General features: G+C 71.3%; 17 protein-coding genes. 5 read left to right on the top strand and 12 right to left on the bottom strand.

What is annotated here, in order from left to right:
* Positions 1–22 precede the first annotated feature (22 nt).
* The 7 genes from ACIO9J_RS02675 to ACIO9J_RS02705 form a co-directional block, all read right to left on the bottom strand.
* Positions 23–616 (bottom strand): hypothetical protein, encoded by a 594-nt coding sequence (locus ACIO9J_RS02675; protein WP_401991361.1) that lies wholly within the window; start codon positions 614–616, stop codon positions 23–25.
* Positions 617–620: 4 nt separating this feature from the next.
* Positions 621–1,142, bottom strand: coding sequence for a flavodoxin domain-containing protein (locus ACIO9J_RS02680; RefSeq protein WP_401991362.1), 522 nt, complete (start codon positions 1,140–1,142; stop codon positions 621–623).
* 16 nt (positions 1,143–1,158) lie between these two features.
* A complete protein-coding gene (locus tag ACIO9J_RS02685; RefSeq protein WP_401991365.1) occupies positions 1,159–1,890 on the bottom strand; it encodes a CBS domain-containing protein in 732 nt (243 codons plus the stop codon).
* A gap of 13 nt (positions 1,891–1,903) precedes the next feature.
* Positions 1,904–4,597 carry a GNAT family N-acetyltransferase gene (locus ACIO9J_RS02690; RefSeq protein ID WP_401991368.1) on the bottom strand — a complete coding sequence of 898 codons (2,694 nt, stop codon included), beginning with the start codon at positions 4,595–4,597 and terminating at the stop codon, positions 1,904–1,906.
* A gap of 96 nt (positions 4,598–4,693) precedes the next feature.
* A complete protein-coding gene (locus ACIO9J_RS02695) occupies positions 4,694–4,963 on the bottom strand; it encodes a HypC/HybG/HupF family hydrogenase formation chaperone (protein WP_401991371.1) in 270 nt (89 codons plus the stop codon).
* A 5-nt stretch (positions 4,964–4,968) separates the two neighbouring features.
* Positions 4,969–7,266: a carbamoyltransferase HypF gene (gene hypF, locus ACIO9J_RS02700; protein ID WP_401991374.1), complete on the bottom strand. Its 2,298-nt coding sequence runs from the start codon at positions 7,264–7,266 to the stop codon at positions 4,969–4,971.
* A 16-nt stretch (positions 7,267–7,282) separates the two neighbouring features.
* On the bottom strand, positions 7,283–7,789 hold the full coding sequence (locus ACIO9J_RS02705; RefSeq protein WP_401991376.1) for a hydrogenase maturation protease: 507 nt from the start codon (positions 7,787–7,789) through the stop codon (positions 7,283–7,285).
* 169 nt (positions 7,790–7,958) lie between these two features.
* On the opposite strand from ACIO9J_RS02705, the gene ACIO9J_RS02710 reads away from it, so the two are divergent.
* Genes ACIO9J_RS02710 through ACIO9J_RS02720 form a run of 3 tightly spaced genes read left to right on the top strand, consistent with a single transcriptional unit; the run spans position 7,959 to position 12,132 of the window.
* Positions 7,959–8,822 carry a universal stress protein gene (locus tag ACIO9J_RS02710; RefSeq protein ID WP_401991379.1) on the top strand — a complete coding sequence of 288 codons (864 nt, stop codon included), beginning with the start codon at positions 7,959–7,961 and terminating at the stop codon, positions 8,820–8,822.
* Positions 8,823–8,868: 46 nt separating this feature from the next.
* A complete protein-coding gene (locus ACIO9J_RS02715) occupies positions 8,869–11,250 on the top strand; it encodes a phosphoketolase (protein ID WP_401993015.1) in 2,382 nt (793 codons plus the stop codon).
* Positions 11,251–11,280: 30 nt separating this feature from the next.
* The gene (locus ACIO9J_RS02720) at positions 11,281–12,132 is read left to right on the top strand and encodes a universal stress protein (RefSeq protein ID WP_401991382.1); all 852 of its coding nucleotides are present in this window, start codon (positions 11,281–11,283) and stop codon (positions 12,130–12,132) included.
* 129 nt (positions 12,133–12,261) lie between these two features.
* Here the strand turns inward: ACIO9J_RS02720 and ACIO9J_RS02725 are convergent, their stop codons facing one another.
* Positions 12,262–12,687: an Hsp20/alpha crystallin family protein gene (locus ACIO9J_RS02725; RefSeq protein WP_401991385.1), complete on the bottom strand. Its 426-nt coding sequence runs from the start codon at positions 12,685–12,687 to the stop codon at positions 12,262–12,264.
* Positions 12,688–12,866: 179 nt separating this feature from the next.
* Here ACIO9J_RS02725 and ACIO9J_RS02730 point away from each other — a divergent pair, with 179 nt between their 5' ends.
* Complete coding sequence (locus tag ACIO9J_RS02730) at positions 12,867–13,703, top strand: universal stress protein (RefSeq protein WP_401991388.1); 837 nt, start codon at positions 12,867–12,869, stop codon at positions 13,701–13,703.
* Between the two features lie 38 nt (positions 13,704–13,741).
* Here the strand turns inward: ACIO9J_RS02730 and ACIO9J_RS02735 are convergent, their stop codons facing one another.
* The 3 genes from ACIO9J_RS02735 to gap are packed head-to-tail and all read right to left on the bottom strand — an operon-like array spanning position 13,742 to position 17,885.
* Positions 13,742–16,141 (bottom strand): glycoside hydrolase family 65 protein, encoded by a 2,400-nt coding sequence (locus ACIO9J_RS02735; protein ID WP_401991391.1) that lies wholly within the window; start codon positions 16,139–16,141, stop codon positions 13,742–13,744.
* Complete coding sequence (locus ACIO9J_RS02740; RefSeq protein WP_401991394.1) at positions 16,138–16,878, bottom strand: HAD family hydrolase; 741 nt, start codon at positions 16,876–16,878, stop codon at positions 16,138–16,140. Before ACIO9J_RS02740 ends, ACIO9J_RS02735 begins: the two co-directional genes overlap by 4 nt.
* Complete coding sequence (gene gap, locus ACIO9J_RS02745; protein ID WP_401991397.1) at positions 16,875–17,885, bottom strand: type I glyceraldehyde-3-phosphate dehydrogenase; 1,011 nt, start codon at positions 17,883–17,885, stop codon at positions 16,875–16,877. Before gap ends, ACIO9J_RS02740 begins: the two co-directional genes overlap by 4 nt.
* Before the next feature lie 221 nt (positions 17,886–18,106).
* On the opposite strand from gap, the gene ppk2 reads away from it, so the two are divergent.
* Positions 18,107–18,892 carry a polyphosphate kinase 2 gene (gene ppk2, locus ACIO9J_RS02750; RefSeq protein WP_401993018.1) on the top strand — a complete coding sequence of 262 codons (786 nt, stop codon included), beginning with the start codon at positions 18,107–18,109 and terminating at the stop codon, positions 18,890–18,892.
* A gap of 26 nt (positions 18,893–18,918) precedes the next feature.
* Here the strand turns inward: ppk2 and ACIO9J_RS02755 are convergent, their stop codons facing one another.
* Positions 18,919–19,386 (bottom strand): universal stress protein, encoded by a 468-nt coding sequence (locus tag ACIO9J_RS02755; RefSeq protein ID WP_401991400.1) that lies wholly within the window; start codon positions 19,384–19,386, stop codon positions 18,919–18,921.
* Positions 19,387–19,430 lie beyond the last annotated feature (44 nt).

Raw genomic sequence — 19,430 nt, forward strand, 5'->3', positions numbered from 1 at the left:
TTCCGGCCCGTCCGGTCCAGATTCAGGTCTGGCTGCCGGTCCACTTCGGTCCTGTGCGTGCCCACGCCTGCTCCCACTCGGCCATCCGATGCCGGTGGGACACGACGCGTACGGTGCACCAGGCACCCCCAGCGAGCACCCAGACCGCGAAGGCCGTCGCTCCCCCCACGCCAATGGCGGTGCCCCACTGCACGTCGTCGGCCATCGGGGCGGTGGTGACCCTTCCTTGGTCGTCGAGCCAGACGTCGATCCGGCTTCCCGACGTGGTGCCTGCCGCGACCTTGGCGACGGCCGTGTGCGTGCTGCCATCGCGCCCGGTCCAGCGCACCCTGACCGCATGGCGTATCCGGGACTCCGCGCTGGTGGCCGCCGGAGCGTCCTCGATGAGCGTGGCGCGGACGACGTGGCCCTCGGCCCGTTGCCGTTCTGCCCTCGCATGCGCGGTGCCGTACGTGAAGGATCCCGCGAACGCCCCGGCCAGAGGCGCGACGATCAGCATCGCGACTCCCAGCAGGAGCACGGTCCACGCCTCGACGACGTCACTGTGGCGACGCAGCGTGTTCCTGCGCCACCGCCACGCCACGGCCCGCGGGTGCTGCTGCGTCGGGGCGCTCATGACGTCAGTGCTCCTCCCGCGCCACCACGACCTCTCCTCCGAGCGTGGCACCGACGCGATGTGCCCAAGCGGCGATCTGCCCGAAGTCCCGGTAGTCACCGCCCTTCCCGGACTTGAGGATCATGTGGGCCACGCGCCCCTTCGCGCCTTCCTCCAGGCAGCCGCCGAAGGTGACGTGGCTCCGGGCGTCGAGCCGGATGAGCGCTCGGCGCACGGCGGGCACCGGCGGGATGTCCCGCTCACTGGCCGATGCGTCGAGGGGGCCGCTGCTGAACAGCCACACCGGCCGCTTCGCCAGTGCCTGGGCGCTGCGCCGGACGAACCGGCGGGCGTCCTTGTGCCAGCGCCCCGCGTAGAGCGGGCTGCCGAGCACGACGGCGTCGTACGCCTGGATGTCGCCGACCTCGGACACCAGCCGCATCTCGGGCTCCAGGCCCTCGGCGCGCAGGGCCTCCGTAATGGTGCGGGCGATCTCCGCCGTGGACCAGTTTTTCGTTGCGTAGGCGACGAGCACTTTGGTGGTCATGACGTCCGTTTCCTCCTCAGAGTTTGCGCAGCCAGTCGTCGGCGACGCCCCGCAGCGCCTGGTCGGTCGGCTGCAGGTGGGAGTCGTCCACGTGGTAGGTGAGCTTGTCGATGACCGCGACGACGCCGTCGATCGCACGCGCCATGTGCAGTGCGATGGGTATCTCCGTGCGGCGCTCCAGCTGCCCTTCGAGCGTCACCACACCGTCGTGCACGTCGATGGTGATCGTCTGCGGTGCCAGCCACAGGGTGCGCACCAGGACCTGTTCGATCACCTCGTGGCGGATCTCGTCGTCGGTGCGCAGGAAGACCTGGAGCAGGTCGCGGCGGGTGACGATGCCGACGAGGCGGTCCTCGTGGTCGATGACGGGCAGCCGCTCCACCTTGTGCTGGGCCATGCGGCGGGCGCCTTCGGCAATGGTGTTCTCGGCGTGCACGCACACGGGAGGCGTGGACATCAGCTGACCCGCCGTCCGTGCCGTGGCCTTCCCCCGGACCTTCCGTGCCGTGCTGCTGATCCGAGGCAACCGGAAGCGGCGCCGCGGCTGGTACGGATCGGGTGCCTGGGACTCACGCACCAGCAGGTCCGTCTCCGAGATCACTCCGATCACCTTGTCGTCGGGGTCGATCACCGGCAGTCCGCTGATCCGGTGCTCGGCCAGCAGCTCGGCCACCTGCTTGAACGGGGTGGCGTACCGGGCGCTGATGACCTCGTTCGTCATCACGGAGCCGATCTTGCTGTGCTTCATCTCTGTCTCCTCCTCAGCGCAGTCGACGCAGGTACGGGTCCTGGGCGGTCCGGGGCAGCAGACGTATGCGTACGTCGAGTGCCGTGACGCCTCCGGACCATGCCAGGACGGGGTTGAAGTCGGCCTCTGCGAGCTGCGGCAGGTCACTGGCCATCCGGGACAGCCTGTGCAGCAGTTGCTCAAGACCTTCGAGGTCGACCGGGCCGCTGCCGCCGTGCCCGAAGAGCAGCGGGGCGCAGCGCGGCGCCGTGATCAGATCGTGCACGTCGAAGTCGGTGAGCGGGGCCAGACGGGCCGCTTGATCGGCAAGGAGCTCGGTCGCGGTGCCGCCGAGCCCGAAGAGGACCAGCGGGCCGAACACCTCGTCCTGGACGACGCCCGCGAACAGTTCCGTGCCGCGCTCGGCGAGCGGCTGCACCACCACCCCGCTCAGCAGACCGGCGAACCGGGTCGCGAAGTCCCGGAAGGCGGCTCGCACTTGGGCGTCCCCCCGCAGATCGAGGTGGACGGCGCGCTGTTCGCTCTTGTGCAGCAGACCGGGCCAGTGCGCCTTCAGCACGACTCGGCCGTCCGGGCCGCGCAGTCGCTCGGCGGCGCTGACGGCCTCGTCCTCCGTCTCGGCCCAGGCCCACGGCAGTTGCGGGATGTCGTAGCAGGCGAGGAGCTCGGCGCAGGCGCGCGGGTCCAGCCAGCCGCCTTCGGGGTGGGCGGTCAGCCAGGTATCGGCCACGGCGTGGGCGCGTCGTGTCTCCACCCCGGCGAGGTCCGGGACGGTGCCGGGCGGGCGGGCCAGCCACTGCGCGCGGCGGGCCGCGTGCGCCAGGGCCCGTGCGGCTGCTGCCGGATCGGCGTAGGAGGGGATGGAGCCCCCTCCGGCGGCCGACAGCAGCCGCACGGGCAGCGCCTGGTCGAGGCGGGCCGCGGCGACCGTTCGGGAGCGACGGCCGGGGGCGCCGGTGAGGGCCCGGACGAGAACGTCGCCGGTCGCCGCGGCGACCGCGGTGGGGACGAGGACCAGCAGCACGGCGTCGACGCCGCCGTGCCGCACCAGCCGGTCCACACCATTCTTGAGCTGCTCCTCGGTGACGGCGGCCGTGGCGTCGACCGGGTTGCCCGTCACGGCGCCCTGGGGCAGGACGTCACGCAGCTCGTCGATGAGGTCGGCCGGGAGCGGCGGCAGTACGAGTCCGGCCTCGGCGCAGGCGTCAGCCGCGAGGACGCCCGCGCCGCCCGCGTTGGTGACGACGGCGATCCGGCGCCCGGCGGGCGCGGGCTGGGAGTGCAACAGAGCGGCGGTTTCGAGGAGTTCACCGACGGTGCGGGCGGCGGTGATGCCCGCCTGGGTGAACAGGGCCTGCCGGGTCATGGTCCGCGTCGCGGCCGCGGCGGTGTGCGAGGCGGCCGCCCTGCGGCCCGCGTCGGTGCGGCCCGCGTCGACGGTGAGGACGGGCATGCGCCTGCTCACCCGCCGCCCGGTGCGCGAGAACGCCCGCGGGTTCCCGAAGGACTCCAGGTGCAGCAGGGCCAGGTCCGTGACTCCGTCGCGCTCCCACCACTGGAGCAGGTCGTTGCCGCTCACGTCGTACTTGTCGCCCAGCGAGACGAAGCTGGAGACACCGAGACCGAGGCGGGCCACGCCGTCGAGCAGGGCGATCCCCACTCCCCCGGACTGCACGGCGACACCGACGGTGCCGCGGCGCGGATGCCGGGCGGCGAAGGTCGAGTCGAGGGACAGCGCCTTGTCCGTGTTGGAGATGCCAAGGCAGTTCGGACCCACCAGACGCATTCCGTACGCCCGGCAGATGGCCAGCAGGGCTGCCGCCTGTTCGGCGTCGAGACCGGCGGTGACGACCACCAGAGCACGCACACCCGCCTTGCCGCACTCCTCCGCCGTGGCGGGCAGGGCAGGCGCGGGCACCGCGAGAACCGCCAGGTCGGGGGTCTCGGGCAGCGCGGCGACGGACGGGTAGGCGGGCACGCTCATCAGCGACGACACGCTCGGATTGACGGCGAGGAGCTGCCGCGTGAAACCGCCGGTGCGCAGGTTACGCAGGACTGCGCGGCCGACGGAACCGGCCCTGCGGCCCGCTCCGACCACGGCGATCGAGTGGGGCCGCAGCAACGGTACGAGGCTGGCCACATCGGATGCGCTGCCGCGCTCCTCGACCGCTGTCAGGTAGGTCTCGTCGTCCGCCAGCTGGATGGTGCACCGCACTTCGGGTCCCTCGAAACGGCGGGCGGTGCGCAGTCCCAGGTCGGCGAAGACCTTCAGCACCTCGTGGTTCTCGGCGAGCGCGTCGGCGGTGAAGGCGGTGATGCCGTCCGCGCGGGCGGCCGAGACCAGGTGCTCCAGGAGCAGGGTGCCGATGCCTCGGTGGTGCAGCCCTTCCGCGACGGCGAGGGAGATCTCGGCGGTGCCGGGCTCGTCCGTGCTCTCGTACTCGGCCAGGCCGATGATCTGGCCCTTGGTCTCGGCGAGCAGGGCTCGGTATCCGGGACGGGGAGCGGCACAGGCCCGGTCCGCTGCCTGTGCGGCGGAGCGGCGGCTGACGGCGAAGAACCGCAGCCGCAGGCTTTCAGGCGACATCTCCTCGTAGAGGCCCTGGAGTTGGGTGCGGTCGTCGGGATCCACCGTGCGTATGCGTGTGGTCGTCCCGTCGGCGAGCAGGGCGTGGACCGGAGGTCGGCTTCGCTCGTCGTGCGTCATCTCGGGCCTCCTGAGGGCAGGTTGACCCTTCGAGGATCGGACGGGGACAGGCAGCTCCCCAGGGGCTGGCCGGGCAGGCCACAGGGCCGTTCGGCCCTACATGGGCGGTCCTGGCAGCGGCTCGCCGATTTCGGCCTCCACCGCTCCGGCCATCGCCCGCAGGACGTCCAGGGTCCGCTCGGCCTCGGGCTCGTCGACCTCGGTGATCGCGAAGCCGACGTGCACGATGACGTACGTGCCGACCGAGGCATCCGGCGTGTAGGCGAGGCACGCCTCGCGGCGTACGCCGCCGAAGTCGACGGTGGCCATGCGAAGTCCGGCATCTTCCCTGATCTCCAGGACCCGGCCTGGAATGCCCAGGCACATCGCACTCACTCCCTCGCGAGCCGGGCCGCGGCGACCGCCGCCTGCCCGTAGCTGATACCACCGTCACCGACCGGCACGGCCTCACCGGTCAGTACCCGCAGCCCCTGCGCGCGCAGTCGGCGGCTGACCTCGGTGAGCAGGCGGCGGTTGAGGAAGCAGCCGCCTGCGAGACAGACCGTGGGCGGCGCTCCGTCCGCCACCGCCCGTGCGACCTGTTCCACCGTGACGAGGGCGAGGGTGACGTGGAACGCCGCGGCGAGCGCGGGGACGCCCTCACCGCTGTGCTGCCGGTCCAGGAGGTCGATCAGGGTCGGCGCCGGATCGTAGACCCACAGGCCGTCCACCCGCACCAGCCGGTGGTCGAGCGGCAGGGCGCGCACGGTCCCCGCGGCGTCCTCCAGGGCCGCGGCGGCCTCGCCCTCGTAGCTGACGGAGTCGGCGAGGCCGAGCAGGCTCGCCACCGCGTCGAAGAGCCGTCCTGCGCTGGAAGCGCGCGGGGAGTTGATGCCCCGGGCCACCATGGCGCGCACGACGGCGGCTTCATCCGGATCGAGGCGGTCGGTGAAGGGCTTGGTCAGCCAGGGATACGGGCGAGGGCTGCCGAGCAGCTCCGTGCCGTGGAGGTAGCCGAGCGCCATCCGGTGCGGATGACGGACCGCGGCCTCACCACCCGGCAGCGGCGCGGTCGCGAACCGTCCCACCCGCCGGTAGCCGGTCAGATCGGCGACGAGGATCTCGCCTCCCCAGAGCGTGCCGTCGTCGCCGAGCCCCAGGCCGTCATAGGCGACCCCGACGAAGGGGGTGCTCAGTCCGTGCTCGGCCGCGCACGCCGCCACATGGGCGTGGTGATGCTGGACAGGGATGCGGGGCAACGGCTGGGACCGCGCCCATTGGGTCGAGAGATAGCCGGGATGCAGGTCGTGCGCCACGACGCGCGGAGTGACGTCAGCGAGCCGGACGAGATCGTCGTACGCGTGCGTGAAGGCGTCCATCGCCGTCACGTCCGCCAGGTCGCCGCCGTGCGGGGAGAGCTGAGCGCCCTGCCCGGCCGCGAGGGTGAACGTGTGCTTGAGCTGGGCTCCGGCCCCTACCAGCGGTGTGGGGGTGGCGACTGGCAGGGGCAGCGGTGCCGGTGCCAGGCCCCGCGCCCTGCGGACGGTGAGCACGGAGCGTCCGACGGCGTGGACGACCGAGTCGTCGTAGCGGGCGCGGATCGGCCGGTCGTGGGCGAGGAAGCCGTCGGCGACCGTGGCCAGTGTGCGATGGGCCTCGGCGTCGTCGGTGGCGATCGGTTCGCCGGCGAGGTTGCCACTGGTGACGACCAGTGGGCGGGCGAGCTCGCGGAGCAGGAGGTGGTGCAGCCCGGTGGTGGGCAGGAACAGACCGACCCGCCGGATCCCGGGATGTACCGCGGGCGCGAGGCCCGGGTGTCGCGCTTCGAGCAGCACCACGGGGCGTACCGCCGAACCGAGCACGGACCGCTCGGTCCGCGACATGCGCGCCAACTCCCCTACGGCGCCCAGGTCCTGGACCATGACGGCGAAAGGCTTGACCGGCCGGTGCTTGCGCTCCCGCAGCGCCTCGACCGCCGCCTGGTCGGTGGCGTCGCACACCAGCTGATAGCCGCCGAGCCCCTTGACGGCGACGATGTCCCCGCTCTCCACGGCCTTGACCGCGGCGCGCAGCGCGGCCTCCCCGCCCAGCGCACCCCAGGAGAGCTGCGGCCCGCAGGCGGGACAGGCCAAGGGTTCGGCGTGGAAGCGCCGGTCTGTGGGGTCGCCGTACTCCGCCGCGCAGTCGGCGCAGAGCGGGAAGCGCCGCATCGTGGTGCGGATCCGGTCGTACGGGAGGTCCTCGATGACGGTGGCACGCGGGCCGCAGTCGGTGCAGTTGATGAACGGGTAGCGGAACCGGCGATCGTCGGGGTCCAGGAGCTCGCTCAGACAGGCGGCACAGATGGCGGCGTCGGGCGGGATCTCTCGCGGGCTTCCCGGGGGCACGGCACGGTCGGTGTCGCTGCGCCGGATGACGAAGCCCGACGCGGGAATCGGTGGTCGCCCGCGCACGGCGGTCACCCGAACCTGCCGCACCCGCGCCAACGCGGGAGCACCGGTACGCAGCCGTGCGGTGAACTCCAGGACGGCGCGCGGCGATCCGGCGACCTCGCCCCGCACGTGACCCTCGGTGTTGGCGGCCCAACCGTCCAGGCCCAGGCTGCTCGCTAGCCGGTACACGAAGGGCCTGAAGCCCACTCCCTGCACGGTGCCGAACACCTCGAAGCGGAGTGCGCTGCGCTCCGGCATGACCCCTCCTCTCAGCTCAACCGCGCGCGGCGGCGTCACCGTGTCGCACGATCTCGTCCTCGATGTCGGCGGCGAGCGGTTCCACCACGGCCCCGACCCGCGGCGAAAGGCCGGTGCCCAGCGCGGTGTCGGCGCCCTCGACCGCGTAGACGACCAGTCGGCCCGGCAACCGGCCGAGGACCCGGGCGAGCTCGACGCCCTCGCCGAGTCCGAGCCCGTGCGAACTGGTCGTCGGCGGCCGGTCCAGCTCACCGGCTTCGAGTGCCAGCCGGTGCACGTGTCCGGGGCGGGCGGGATGCGCGTGCGCGGCGTCCACGACCACCGCGAGATCCGTCCCCTCCCATAGACCGATCAGGCGGGCGGGATCGCCGTCGCAGGTGGCAAGGAGCATCCCCGTGGGCAGCGGCCGGTCACGGTCAGCGGCTCGCTCGCGCAGCCGGGCGACCACCGCCAAGCCCACGCCGTCGTCACGCCGGAACTCGTTGCCGACGCCGATCACCGCGATACGCGTCCGGATGGGCATCACGCCTCCTTCCGCCGGGCCGTGCTGCCACTGTGCGAACGCGTCCGCCCCCTTGCCAGGGGCCGAAGGTCCCCCACTGGGGCCGGTTCGCCCCTCCCCGGTCCGCCTCCTCGGTGGAACCGTCCCCATCAGTGCCCCTGCCAGGGGCACACCGGAAGGTGGTGGCACCGTGGACAAGCCCCTGATCGTCGGAGTCGACGGTTCGGATCCGAGCCTGCGCGCACTGGACTGGGCGGTGGACGCGGCGGTGGCGCACGGTGTGCCGCTGCGTGTCGTCCATGCGTCCAGGTGGGAGTGGTACGAGGGGCACGAGCCGTCCTTCGGCATCAATCGGCCGTCCGTACAGCTCCTTTCGGACCACATCGCGGCCTCGGCGGTCGAGCGCGCGCTGCGCCGCACCAGCGCTGTGAAGGTGACGAGCGAGGTGCTGTCCGAGGATCCGGCCCTCGCACTCGTGCGGCTCAGCCCGGAGGCCGGGGCGATCGTGGTCGGCAGCCGGGGGCGCGGCGAGCTCGCCGAGCTGCTGCTCGGCTCCGTCAGTCTGTCCGTCGCCGCGCACTCCGCGTCGCCGGTGATCGTCGTACGCGGCCGCGAGGAGAACCCGCCGGGCGGCACCCGCACCGTGGCCCTCGGCATCGACGACCCCGAAACATCAGCTCCCGCAGTGGAGTTCGCCTTTCACGAAGCGCAGACTCTGAATGCTTCGCTCACCGCGTTCCACGCCTGGCGCTGCCCCGCCCGCGAAGTCCCCGACTTTCCCACGATGGTCCACGACGAACATCAGCGGCGCGCCGCGGCTCAGGTCGACGAGGCCGTACGGGAGGCGACGGCAGCCCATCCCGAGATCTCGGTCCGTCACGAGATCGTCGAGGGCCACCCGCGCGCCGTGCTCCTTGGCGCCTCCCGCACGGCAGACCTCCTGGTGGTCGGCGCCCGTCGCAGGAAAGGACATGTCGGCATGCAGCTCGGCCCGGTCAACCACGCGGTGCTGCACCACGCGGAATGCCCGGTGGCCGTCGTCCCGCACGCCTGAGCACACCAGCGCCCCAGCACTCATGCGCCCGATCGCCTGACAACACATCCGTATCGCCGAGAGGCAGGAGACACTCGTGGCACCCGTCCGCCTGGCAACTCTGGACGCCCACTGGCGAGCCGCCAACTATCTCGCCGTCGGCCAGATCTACCTGATGAGCAACCCTCTCCTCACCGAGCCGCTGCGCCCCGAGCACATCAAGCCGCGCCTGCTCGGGCACTGGGGCACCTCACCCGGGCTCAACCTCGTCCACACGCACCTCAACCGCGTCATCACCGAGCGCGGCCTCGACGCGCTCTGCGTGTGGGGTCCCGGGCACGGCGGCCCCGCCGTCCTGGCCAACTCCTGGCTCGATGGCAGCTATACGCAGACGTATCCGGACGTCACCCGGGACGCGGAGGGCATGGCGAAGCTGTTCCGCCAGTTCTCCTTCCCCGGCGGCGTGCCCAGCCACGTGGCCCCCGAGACCCCCGGCTCGATCCACGAGGGCGGCGAACTCGGCTACTCCCTCGCGCACGCCTACGGAGCCGCCTTCGACAACCCGGACCTCCTCGTCGCCTGCGTGATCGGCGACGGCGAGGCGGAGACCGGACCGCTCGCGGCCTCCTGGCACTCCAACAAGTTCCTCGACCCCGTCCACGACGGCGCCGTGCTGCCGATCCTCCACCTCAACGGCTACAAGATCGCCAACCCGACCGTCCTCGCCCGGCTCCCCGAGGCCGAACTAGACGCGCTGCTCAAGGGATACGGCCACGAACCGCTCCACGTCTCCGGCGACGACCCTGGCAAGGTCCACCAGGCCATGGCCAAGGCCATGGACCAGGCGCTCGACCGCATCACCGCCATCCAGCAGACCGCCCGGACCGACGGAGCACACGGACGTGCGCGCTGGCCGATGATCGTGCTGCGCACCCCCAAAGGCTGGACAGGACCCGCGACGGTGGACGGCACACCGGTCGAGGGCACCTGGCGCTCGCACCAGGTCCCGCTGGCCACAGTGCGCGAGAACCCGGAACACCTGGCCCAGTTGGAGACCTGGCTGCGTTCCTACCGGCCCCAGGAACTCTTCGACGCGGACGGCCGCCCCACCGCGGAGGTCCTCGACTGCGTCCCCGAGGTCCACCGACGCCTGGGATCGAATCCGCACACGAACGGCGGCCTGCTCACCCGCCCTCTGCCCTCTGTGCCGCTGGAGCGCTTCGCCGTCCCCGTCGACAAGCCGGGCGCCACCCTGCACGAGCCGACCCGGGTGCTCGGCGCTCTGCTCGCCCGGATCATGACCGACACCGCCGGGCGGCGCGACTTCCGGGTCGTCGGCCCGGACGAGACCGCCTCCAACCGGCTCGACGCGCTCTACGAAGTGACCGGCAAGGCCTGGCAGGCACAGACCCTGGACACCGACGAGCACCTGTCGCGCCAGGGCCGCGTCATGGAGGTCCTCTCCGAACACCTCTGCCAGGGCTGGCTGGAGGGCTACAACCTCACCGGCAGGCACGGCCTCTTCTCCTGCTACGAGGCGTTCGTGCACATCGTCGACTCGATGGTCAACCAGCACATCAAGTGGCTCAAGACCGCGCGCTCGCTGCCCTGGCGCGCCCCGGTGCCCTCCCTCAACTACCTGCTGACCTCGCACGTCTGGCGCCAGGACCACAACGGCTTCTCGCACCAGGACCCCGGCTTCGTCGACCACGTCCTCAACAAGAGCCCCGACGTCGTACGCGTGTATCTGCCGCCGGACGCCAACACCCTGCTCTCCGTGGCCGAACACGCCCTCGGCTCGCGGGACTACGTGAACGTGATCGTCGCGGGCAAGCAGCCCTGCTTCGACTGGCTCTCCCTGAACGAGGCCCGCGCACACTGCGCACGCGGGGCGGGCGTCTGGGAGTGGGCGGGCACCGACGACGGCACACGCGACCCGGACGTTGTCCTGGCCTGCGCGGGAGACGTCCCCACCCAGGAAGTCCTCGCGGCGGCGGGACTGCTGCGCCATCACCTGCCTGAGCTCGCCGTCCGCGTCGTGAACGTGGTCGACATGACCCGGCTGCTGCCTCATGAGGAACACCCGCACGGCATGGCCGACTTCGAGTACGACGCGCTCTTCACGCCGGAGCGCCCAGTGATCTTCGCGTACCACGGCTACCCCTGGCTGGTGCACCGTCTCGCCTACCGCCGCACCGGCCACACCCATCTCCACGTGCGCGGCTACAAGGAAGCGGGCACCACGACCACACCGTTCGACATGGTCGTCCGCAACGACCTCGACCGCTACCGGCTCGTCATGGACGTCATCGACCGCGTCCCCGGCCTCGCCGTACGCGCGGCCCACGTCCGCCAGGCCATGGCCGACGCACGCACACGCCACCACTCCTGGATCCGCGAACACGGCACCGACCTCCCCGAGGTCGCCGACTGGACCTGGACCAGCTGACCCTCCGACCGCACCGTGGAGGTACACCCCATGACCCCACAGCAGACCATCACCGCCGGAATCGACGGCTCGCCCGAGAGCCTGGCCGCGGCGGGCTGGGCGGCCCGCGAGGCCCTGCGCCGCGACCTGCCCCTCCGTCTCGTCCACGCCTTCGACCAGCCCTCCAAGCGAAGCAGCCTGCCGGAGATCGAGGTGCCTTTCCACCGCGAGAGTGACGCACTCGACCGCGCCGTGCTGCGGCTCGCCGCCGCGCATCCCGCACTCGGGATCCTGGACGAGCAGGTCACCGGTCCACCGGTGGAGTCACTCCTTGCGGCAGCCGAATCCTCGGCCCTGCTGGTACTCGGTTCACGCGGCTTCGGGGCGCTCACCGGCGTCCTGGTCGGATCCGTGGCCCTGTCCGTCGCGGCCCGGGCCACCTGCCCCGTCGTCCTGGTACGGGCGGGAGAACATCCTGATGACGAGCCCGAGGGCCAGGCGGCGGGCCACCGTCCGGTCGTACTGGGCCTCGACCTGGACCGACCCTGCGACGAGTTACTGGAGTTCGCCTTCCTCACCGCGGCCGCCCGGCACGCGCCCCTCCGGGCCATGCACGCCTGGAAAGTTCCGCTGGTCCCCACCGCCGACGCCACCAACCCCGAGGTGGCAGAGTCGCACCTCCTCGGGGCCACGCTCACCCCCTGGCGGCACAAGTTCCCTGGGGAGCAGGTCACCGAGCGGCTCGTACGCGGCCTGGCCGGGCACCATCTGGTCAAGGAGGCGACGAACGCCGCCCTGCTCGTCATCGGCCGCTGGGTCCCCGCCGGAGACCGCCTCGGGCCGACGGCGCACTCGGTGATCCACCACGCCAAGAGCCCGGTCGCGATCGTTCCGCACACCTGACAGACCCCTCCGCACCCAGGGGAACTGTTCGAACGCACGCAAGGGGACGTACGGGTGCACGAACCGCCCGCGCGGCCGAGCCGGGCGGTCGCGCGGGCGAGTGCGGCACGAGCGCGTCGCACATCGCGCTCAGGTGTGCCGCACCGGGATGGTCCTGGTGGCCGATTTCGCCTCCGGCACCGGGACCGTGATGGTCAGAACACCGTCCGCGTAGTCCGCGGTCGCTTCGTCGCCGCGTGCGCCTGCCGGCAGCCGTACGGCTCGGGCGAAGCTGCCGTAACGGAACTCCGAGTGTCCCTTGCCGACGGATTCGGCACTGCGCTCGGCGCACAGCATCAGAACGCCGTCCGTCACCGTGATGTCCACATTCTTGACGGGGTCGATGCCAGGAAGTTCGGCACGCAGTGAGTACGTCCCGTCCACGCAGGACTCCTCGATCCGGATCCCGTACACCCCGGGCGCCGCGTGCAGCCCCGGAATCCCTGCCTCGATCCAGCCGAACAGGTCCGGCAGCGTCTGGGGCCAGTGCGGAAGCCTGTCGATCATGCCGCTCATCTCGCCCTCCTTGGCAACTGGTTGCGGTCTTCCTCCCTTCCAGCGTCACTCCGCCGCCAGGCTTCGGCCAGTGCCGTCCGGTCCCTTGTCGCGCCCGGTCGGCACTGGCCACCGACCAGGCGCCGGCACCAGTGTGGAAGGGAAGGAGAGTCCCGCTCCACCAGAGACAGGGGGCCGTCATGTATCGGTCAGTGATCGTGGGCGTCGACCGCTCCGCCCGCAGCCGCGCGGCCGCCGACTGGGCTGCCCGCGAAGCCCTGCGACGCGGTCTGCCGCTGAAGGTGGTGCATGTGTCCGCGCTCTCCCCGGACGAACTCGTGGACCTGTGGCCCTATCGCGACCTGCCACTGCCCGGCCCGGTCGTGACGGAACTCGCCAACCGTCACCCTCAGTTGGAAGTCCAGGGCGTACGGCTGACGGGTTCTGTCGTTCCTTCCCTGCTGGGCCTGGCCCCATCAGCGGAACTGCTGGTGCTCGGCACCCGTGGGGCCGGCGGCTTCGCCGGGCTGAGGCTCGGGGCGACGTCCCTGGGCGCCGCTGAAGTCTGCGACCGCCCGGTGGTCCTGACGCCGAGCGGACTCATGTGCGGGCGCGCGGGCGCCCGGCCGGACAAGGTCACGCTCGGCATCGACGCGCGTGAACCGGCCGACGCCGCAACCGACTTCGCATTCGACGCCGCACAGCGCGCGAACGTGCGTCTGCACGCCGTGCACGCCTGGGCGTTGCCCACGCCGATGGCCCACTGGATGCCGCTCGCCGTACCCGAGAAGGACCGCGCCCGCTGGGAGGACCAGGAGGAGCAGCTCCTCGCCGATGCGCTGCGGCCGTGGCAGGAGAAGTATCCGCGGGTCCGGGTGCTCCGAGACGTCGTGCTTCACACCCCGGCCGAGGCTCTGGTCCGCGCCTCCGCATCGGCCGAGCTGATCGTGGCGGGCCGACGCGGCACACGGCTCGGCCACGCCGCGCATGCCCTCGTCCACCACACCCGGTGCCCGGTGGCCGTGGTGCCCGGGTGACCTCCGGACGGGCGGCAACGCGCCTCCGGTGAGGGCCGCTAGCCGGACACCGTCAGATCGCACGACTCCCCCGGGGCGACGGACACGGCCCGCCCCGGCAGTTCGACGCGGATCGGCGAGCGGTCCGAGGCGGGAACGCGGATGTGCAGCAGGCCCGGCCGCATGTGTAGCCGTACACCCCAGTGGCCCTGGTAGCGCAGCGCGAAGCCGAACTCGGAGAGTCCCGGCAGCGGCACCGGGTCCAGCCACAGCGCGCCGCCCCGCGTTTCGAGGCCGGTGAGGCCCCGCTGTACGAGGTCGAGCGTCCCCGCCATGGCACCGAGGTGGATGCCCTCTCCCGTGGTGCCGCCCTGCAGGTCGGCGATGTCGCCCTCCAGCGCCTCCTGGACGAACTTCCAGGCGCCCGTGCGCCGCACCCTGGCGAGGACCCAGCCGTGCACGAGGCCGCTGAGCGTGGAGCCGTGGCTGGTACGCCGCAGATAGTGGTCGACGGTGCGCTGCCAGGTGTCCGCCTCCAGCCGGTAGCCCAAACGGTCGAAGAGCGTCCGCAGTTCGGCCGGGGAGAAGAGGTAACCGAGCATCAGGACATCGGCCTGCTTGGACGCCTGGTAGCGATTGACCGTGTCGCCCTCTGCCTCCAGGATCCTGTCGAGGCGGCGGATGTCGCTGTACCGGGCGCGGTAACCGTCCCAGTCCAGCTCCTCAAGTTCGCCGTATCCCTCGAACTGGCTGATCACCCCGTCGTGGAACGGCACGTACAGGGTGCGGGACACGTCCTCCCACGCTTCGGTCTCCCCGCCGTCGAGCCTGATCCGCTCCACGAGTTCCCGCCGTCGCGGCTCGGGCAGGGTGCGCAGGACATGCAGCGCGCGCGTGAGGACCCAGGCCGCGGTGACGTTGGTGTACGCGTTGTCGTCGAGCCCCGGCGCTGAGGCCCCCGGGTAGGCATCGTGATACTCGTCAGGGCCGACCACCCCACGGATGCGGTGCCGGCCCAGTCCCTCGTCGTATGTCGTCGTGTCCGCCCAGAAACGGGCGATCTGCAGCAGCATCTCGGCACCCTTGGTGTGCAGGAACTCGGCGTCACCACTCGCCTCGCAGTACCGCCACACGTTGTACGCGACAGCCGAGCCGACGTGGTGCTGGAGCCGGGAGAGGTCCGGCAGCCAGCGGCCCGAACGCGGGTTGAGGTGCAGTTCCTGTGTCTCCTCCCTGCCGTCGCTGCCGCTCTGCCACGGGTACATCGCCCCCGCGTGCCCGGCGTCGCGTGCCGCTGTGCACGCCTGCTCCAGCCGTCGGTGGCGGTAGGTGAGCAGTGCGCGGGAGACCTCGGGAAAGTGCAGGTTCAGGTAGGGCAGGACGAACAGCTCGTCCCAGAAGACATGGCCTCGATACGCCTCGCCGTGCAAACCGCGGGCGGGGACGCCGACGTCGAGGTCGGCGGTGTGCGGCGAGAGCGTCTGCAGGACATGGAAGTGGTGCAGGCGCAGGATGCGACCTGCCTCTCCCGGTACGTCGAGTGCGGCCCTGCGCCACAGCTGGTCCCAGGCCGTGATGTGCGAGTCCAGGAGCTCGTCGAAGCCGGGCGCCCTCCCGACCCGGTCCACGGCGGCCCGCAGGGGGTCGCTGATCGCGGAGTCGCGCGAGGTGTGCAGGGCGACGGTCTTGTCGACGGTGACGGTGTGTCCGGCTTCGAGGGTGCATGCGAAGCACTGGACGACCCGCCCCGCCGCATGCCGCGTCACGGGCCTCACGGAACCTGCCGTCGTACGGGCCGCCATTCCCACCCGCACATCGGACGTGTTGGTGCGGCAGCGCAGCCACACGGTGTCGGCGTCGTCGCCGTCTCCGGTGTGGACGTGCGTGAGGTGCCGGGAGTTCAGCTGCCGGTAGCGCGGCACTCCCGCGTTGGTGACGGTCCCGTCGAGGCCCGCCTGGATCTCCAAGGACACCGGCGGCCCCTGAACGCCGAACTCAGTGCGCAATAGGGCGAGATGAGGGTCCCCCATGTGGACGACGCGCCATTGCCGCACGGTCAGCACACGCCTACGCCCGACGTCGTACCGCAGATCGCGTTCCAGGACACCGGACTGCAGGTCCAAGGTCTGGCGCAGCGCGGCGAGCGCGCCGGAGTCCGGAGTGAGCCACTCCGCCGTCTCTCCCCGGTCCTTCAGCCGGTAGCGCAGGGGCAGCCAGTCGGGCAGGTTGACCATGTCCTCGTTCTCGACCCGCCGGTCCGCGATGTGCGAGGTGAGCCGGTTGTAACAGCCCGCCGCGTACGTCCCCGGATAGTGCTCGTCGTCGGCAGGGCATTCGGGGGCGGCGCCCCGAGTGGCGAAGTAGCCGTTACCCAGTGTGCACAGCGACTCCCGGAGTCGCTCTTCCGCCGGGTCGTACCCCTCGTACTCCCAGATCCAGTCCGCGATCCTCTCGTTCATGACTTACCGTCCTCGACCAGCAGTTCCCCGAGGTCCTCCACGACGATGTCCGCACCGTGCCGCAGCAGGTCCGCCCTCGTGCCGTCCGTCGCGTTCCGGTCCACGCCGATCACCACCCGGAACCCTCCGCGACGCCCCGCCTCGACACCGGCCAGCGCGTCCTCGACGACGGCGGCGTCCGCCGCGGTCACGCCCAGGCGGCGCGCCGCTTCCACGAAGAGCGCGGGATCCGGCTTGCCCACGAGCCCGAGACGGGCCACCTCTGCTCCATCGACGAGCGCGTCGAAGAGCGGCAACACACCGGCATGGAGCAGGAGTTCACGAGCGTGCCGGGAGGCGGAGGCCGCCGCCAGCGGAATGGCGTCCTCGCGCAAGGCGTGCAGCAGTCGGACGGTGCCCGGATAAGCGTCGATGCCGCCCTCGCGCAACCGGTCGGTGAAGATCCGCTCCTTGTCGGCGGCCACCGCCGCCACCGTTCGCGCAGGCAGGTCAAGGCCGCGCGAGGCGAGGAAGGAGGCCGCACCGTCCAGGCGCGACTTGCCGTCGACGTAGCGCAGATAGTCCGCACGCACGTCGAACGGCCTGCGCTGTTCGGGACGTGCGGGCGGATGCTCCGCCAGAAAGGCGTCGAAGGCCCGCTTCCATGCCTCGGCATGCGGCCTTGCCGAGTCGGTGATCACTCCGTCGGTGTCGAGCACCACGCCTCGTACCCCCCGCAGTGCCGCGGGGATCATCATCGTGCGGCGAGATGGGCGGTCAGGTCCAACAGCCTGTGGCAGTACGCCCATTCGTTGTCGTACCAGCCAAAGACCTTGACCAGGTCACCGTGCACCTGGGTGAGCGCCGAGTCGAAGACGCAGGAGGCCGGGTCTCCGATGACGTCACGGGAGACGATCGGGGCGTGCGACACCCGCAGGATGCCCCGCAGCCTGCCTTCCGCTGCCGCCTCGAACGCGGCGTCGATCTCCTCGGCGGTGGTCTCGCGCCGCAGGAGCACGGTCAGATCGGTGAGCGATCCGTCCTCCACCGGCACTCGCACCGCCAGCCCGTCAAGGGCACCGTCGAGTTCGGGGACGACCAGGCCGACGGCCCGGGCGGCCCCGGTGCTGGTCGGGATGATGTTCAGCGCTGCCGAGCGCGCCCGGCGCAGGTCCTTGTGCGGCCCGTCGAGCAGCGCCTGGTCGTTGGTGTAGCCGTGGATGGTGGTCATCAGGCCCTTGGCGATGCCGAAGCTCTCGTGCAGGACGCTGACCATCGGTACGACGCAGTTGGTGGTGCAGGAAGCGGCGGAGACCACGTGGTGCCGGTCCGCGTCGTACGTGTCGTGGTTGACGCCCATCACGATCGTCGCGTCGGCGTTCTTGCCCGGCGCGGAGAGCAGGACTTTGCGGGCGCCCGCCTTGAGGTGCAGTGCGGCGGCGTCCCGGTCACGGAAACGGCCGGTCGACTCGATCACGACGTCGGCGCGGTGCCCGCTCCAGTCGAGGGCGGCGGGGTCGCGTTGCGCCGAGACGGCGATGCGTCGGCCGCCCACGGTGATCGACGCGTCGTCGTGGGAGACGTCCCGGTCGATCCTGCCGTACGTCGAGTCGTACTCCAGCAGGTGCGCCAGCGTCGCTGTCGATGCGATGTCATTGACCGCGACTACCTCGATGGCATCATCGCCTTCGTCCCTGGCCAGTGCGGCGCGCAGGAAGTTGCGGCCGATACGGCCGAATCCATTGATCCCCACACGGATGGTCATGAGTGACTCCCTCCTCGCGGCGGGCGGGGTGGCCGCCCTACCCTTCGCGTCACGCTCCCACCGTCGGGCCACGTGGTGCAGGGGCCGATCGGGACCCAATTCGGGGAGCACCCGCCCCGCGGCAGCGGCGAGTTGTGTACGGCTGGGTTCACACCGCTGGACTTCTCCGTAATGTCGTTGTGGGGCACGGGCGTTCGGCTGCTGAAGGCGGGTGCGTGACCATGAAGAGGGAGCCCTACGAGCGCGAGTTGTACCGCCTGCAGACGGAGCTGGTGAAAATGCAGGAGTGGGTGCGGGCCTCGCGGGCGCGGCTCGTGGTGGTGTTCGAGGGACGCGACGCGGCGGGCAAGGGCAGCACCATCAAGCGGGTGGCGGAACACCTCAACCCGCGCGTCGCGCGCATTGTCGCGCTGCCCGCGCCCACCGAACGTGAACGCACCCAGTGGTACTTCCAGCGGTACGTCGAGCACCTGCCCGCGGCGGGAGAGATCGCCCTCTTCGACCGGAGCTGGTACAACCGCGCAGGCGTCGAGCACGTCATGGGCTTCTGCACCAAGGCCGAGCACCAGCGCTTCCTGCACCAGTGCCCCCTCTACGAACGCCTGCTGGTGGAGGACGGCCTGCTGCTGCGCAAGTACTGGTTCTCAGTGAGCGACACGGTGCAGGAACAGCGCTTCCGCCGCCGCCTCGATGACCCTACGCGGCGCTGGAAACTCTCTGCCATGGACCTGGAGTCGATCACCCGGTGGGAAGCGTACTCCCGGGCCAAGGACGAGATGTTCGTCCACACGGACATCCCCGAGGCCCCTTGGCACGTCGTCGAGAGCGACGACAAGCGCAGCGCGCGGCTGAACATGATCGCCCACCTTCTCTCGACCGTCCCTTACCACGACGTGCCGCCCCCGGAGCTCAGCCTTCCGCCCCGGCCCGCGCCCACGGGATACCAACGGCCGCCACGCGACCTGCAGTCTTACGTTCCCGATCACGCCGCGGGGATGGACCGGTGATCAGGACGCACTGCGGACCCTCACCGTCACCCCCACTGCGGTACGACGGCGACCGGGCAGTCCGCATGGTGCAGCAACGCATGCGCCACCCGGCCGAGTTGGAGGCCGACATGGCTGTGGCACCGCCGCGCACCGAGCACGAGCAGGTCCGCCGTGCCGGTACGGTCGACCAGGACCTTGTGCGCAGGGCCCTCCACGACGGAGCGCAGCACACGTACAGCGGGGTGGTCGTCTGTGGGGGTACGCAGCGCATCCTCAAGTACGGATGAGGCGCGGTCCTGGTGGTAGCGGGCGGGTTCTACCGCCATGAGCGGAGGGTCCGTCGTCTCGTGGGCGGGGCAACGCCAGGCACGTACGGCATCGAGTGCGCCGTGCCGTGCCTCGGCTTCCCGGAACGCGAACCGGACCGCCGCGAAGCTGTTCGCCGCTTCGCCCACCCCGGGCACGATGCGTCCGTGCTCGCCCCCGCGGCTCGCCTCACCGCCCCGGACCACGATGACGGGGCAGAGCGCCAGTCGTGGGGGCGGGGCACGATGTG

The sequence above is a fragment of the Streptomyces sp. NPDC087300 genome, from assembly GCF_044744425.1.
In the GTDB taxonomy this organism is placed as follows: domain Bacteria; phylum Actinomycetota; class Actinomycetes; order Streptomycetales; family Streptomycetaceae; genus Streptomyces.

Coding starts and splice junctions, on each gene's coding strand:
- ACIO9J_RS02675 (WP_401991361.1), bottom strand. CDS start 616: ATGAGCGCCCCGACGCAGCAGCACCCGCGGGCCGTGGCGTGGCGGTGG.
- ACIO9J_RS02680 (WP_401991362.1), bottom strand. CDS start 1,142: ATGACCACCAAAGTGCTCGTCGCCTACGCAACGAAAAACTGGTCCACG.
- ACIO9J_RS02685 (WP_401991365.1), bottom strand. CDS start 1,890: ATGAAGCACAGCAAGATCGGCTCCGTGATGACGAACGAGGTCATCAGC.
- ACIO9J_RS02690 (WP_401991368.1), bottom strand. CDS start 4,597: ATGACGCACGACGAGCGAAGCCGACCTCCGGTCCACGCCCTGCTCGCC.
- ACIO9J_RS02695 (WP_401991371.1), bottom strand. CDS start 4,963: ATGTGCCTGGGCATTCCAGGCCGGGTCCTGGAGATCAGGGAAGATGCC.
- hypF (WP_401991374.1), bottom strand. CDS start 7,266: ATGCCGGAGCGCAGCGCACTCCGCTTCGAGGTGTTCGGCACCGTGCAG.
- ACIO9J_RS02705 (WP_401991376.1), bottom strand. CDS start 7,789: ATGCCCATCCGGACGCGTATCGCGGTGATCGGCGTCGGCAACGAGTTC.
- ACIO9J_RS02720 (WP_401991382.1), top strand. CDS start 11,281: ATGACCCCACAGCAGACCATCACCGCCGGAATCGACGGCTCGCCCGAG.
- ACIO9J_RS02725 (WP_401991385.1), bottom strand. CDS start 12,687: ATGAGCGGCATGATCGACAGGCTTCCGCACTGGCCCCAGACGCTGCCG.
- ACIO9J_RS02730 (WP_401991388.1), top strand. CDS start 12,867: ATGTATCGGTCAGTGATCGTGGGCGTCGACCGCTCCGCCCGCAGCCGC.
- ACIO9J_RS02735 (WP_401991391.1), bottom strand. CDS start 16,141: ATGAACGAGAGGATCGCGGACTGGATCTGGGAGTACGAGGGGTACGAC.
- ACIO9J_RS02740 (WP_401991394.1), bottom strand. CDS start 16,878: ATGATGATCCCCGCGGCACTGCGGGGGGTACGAGGCGTGGTGCTCGAC.
- gap (WP_401991397.1), bottom strand. CDS start 17,885: ATGACCATCCGTGTGGGGATCAATGGATTCGGCCGTATCGGCCGCAAC.
- ppk2 (WP_401993018.1), top strand. CDS start 18,107: ATGAAGAGGGAGCCCTACGAGCGCGAGTTGTACCGCCTGCAGACGGAG.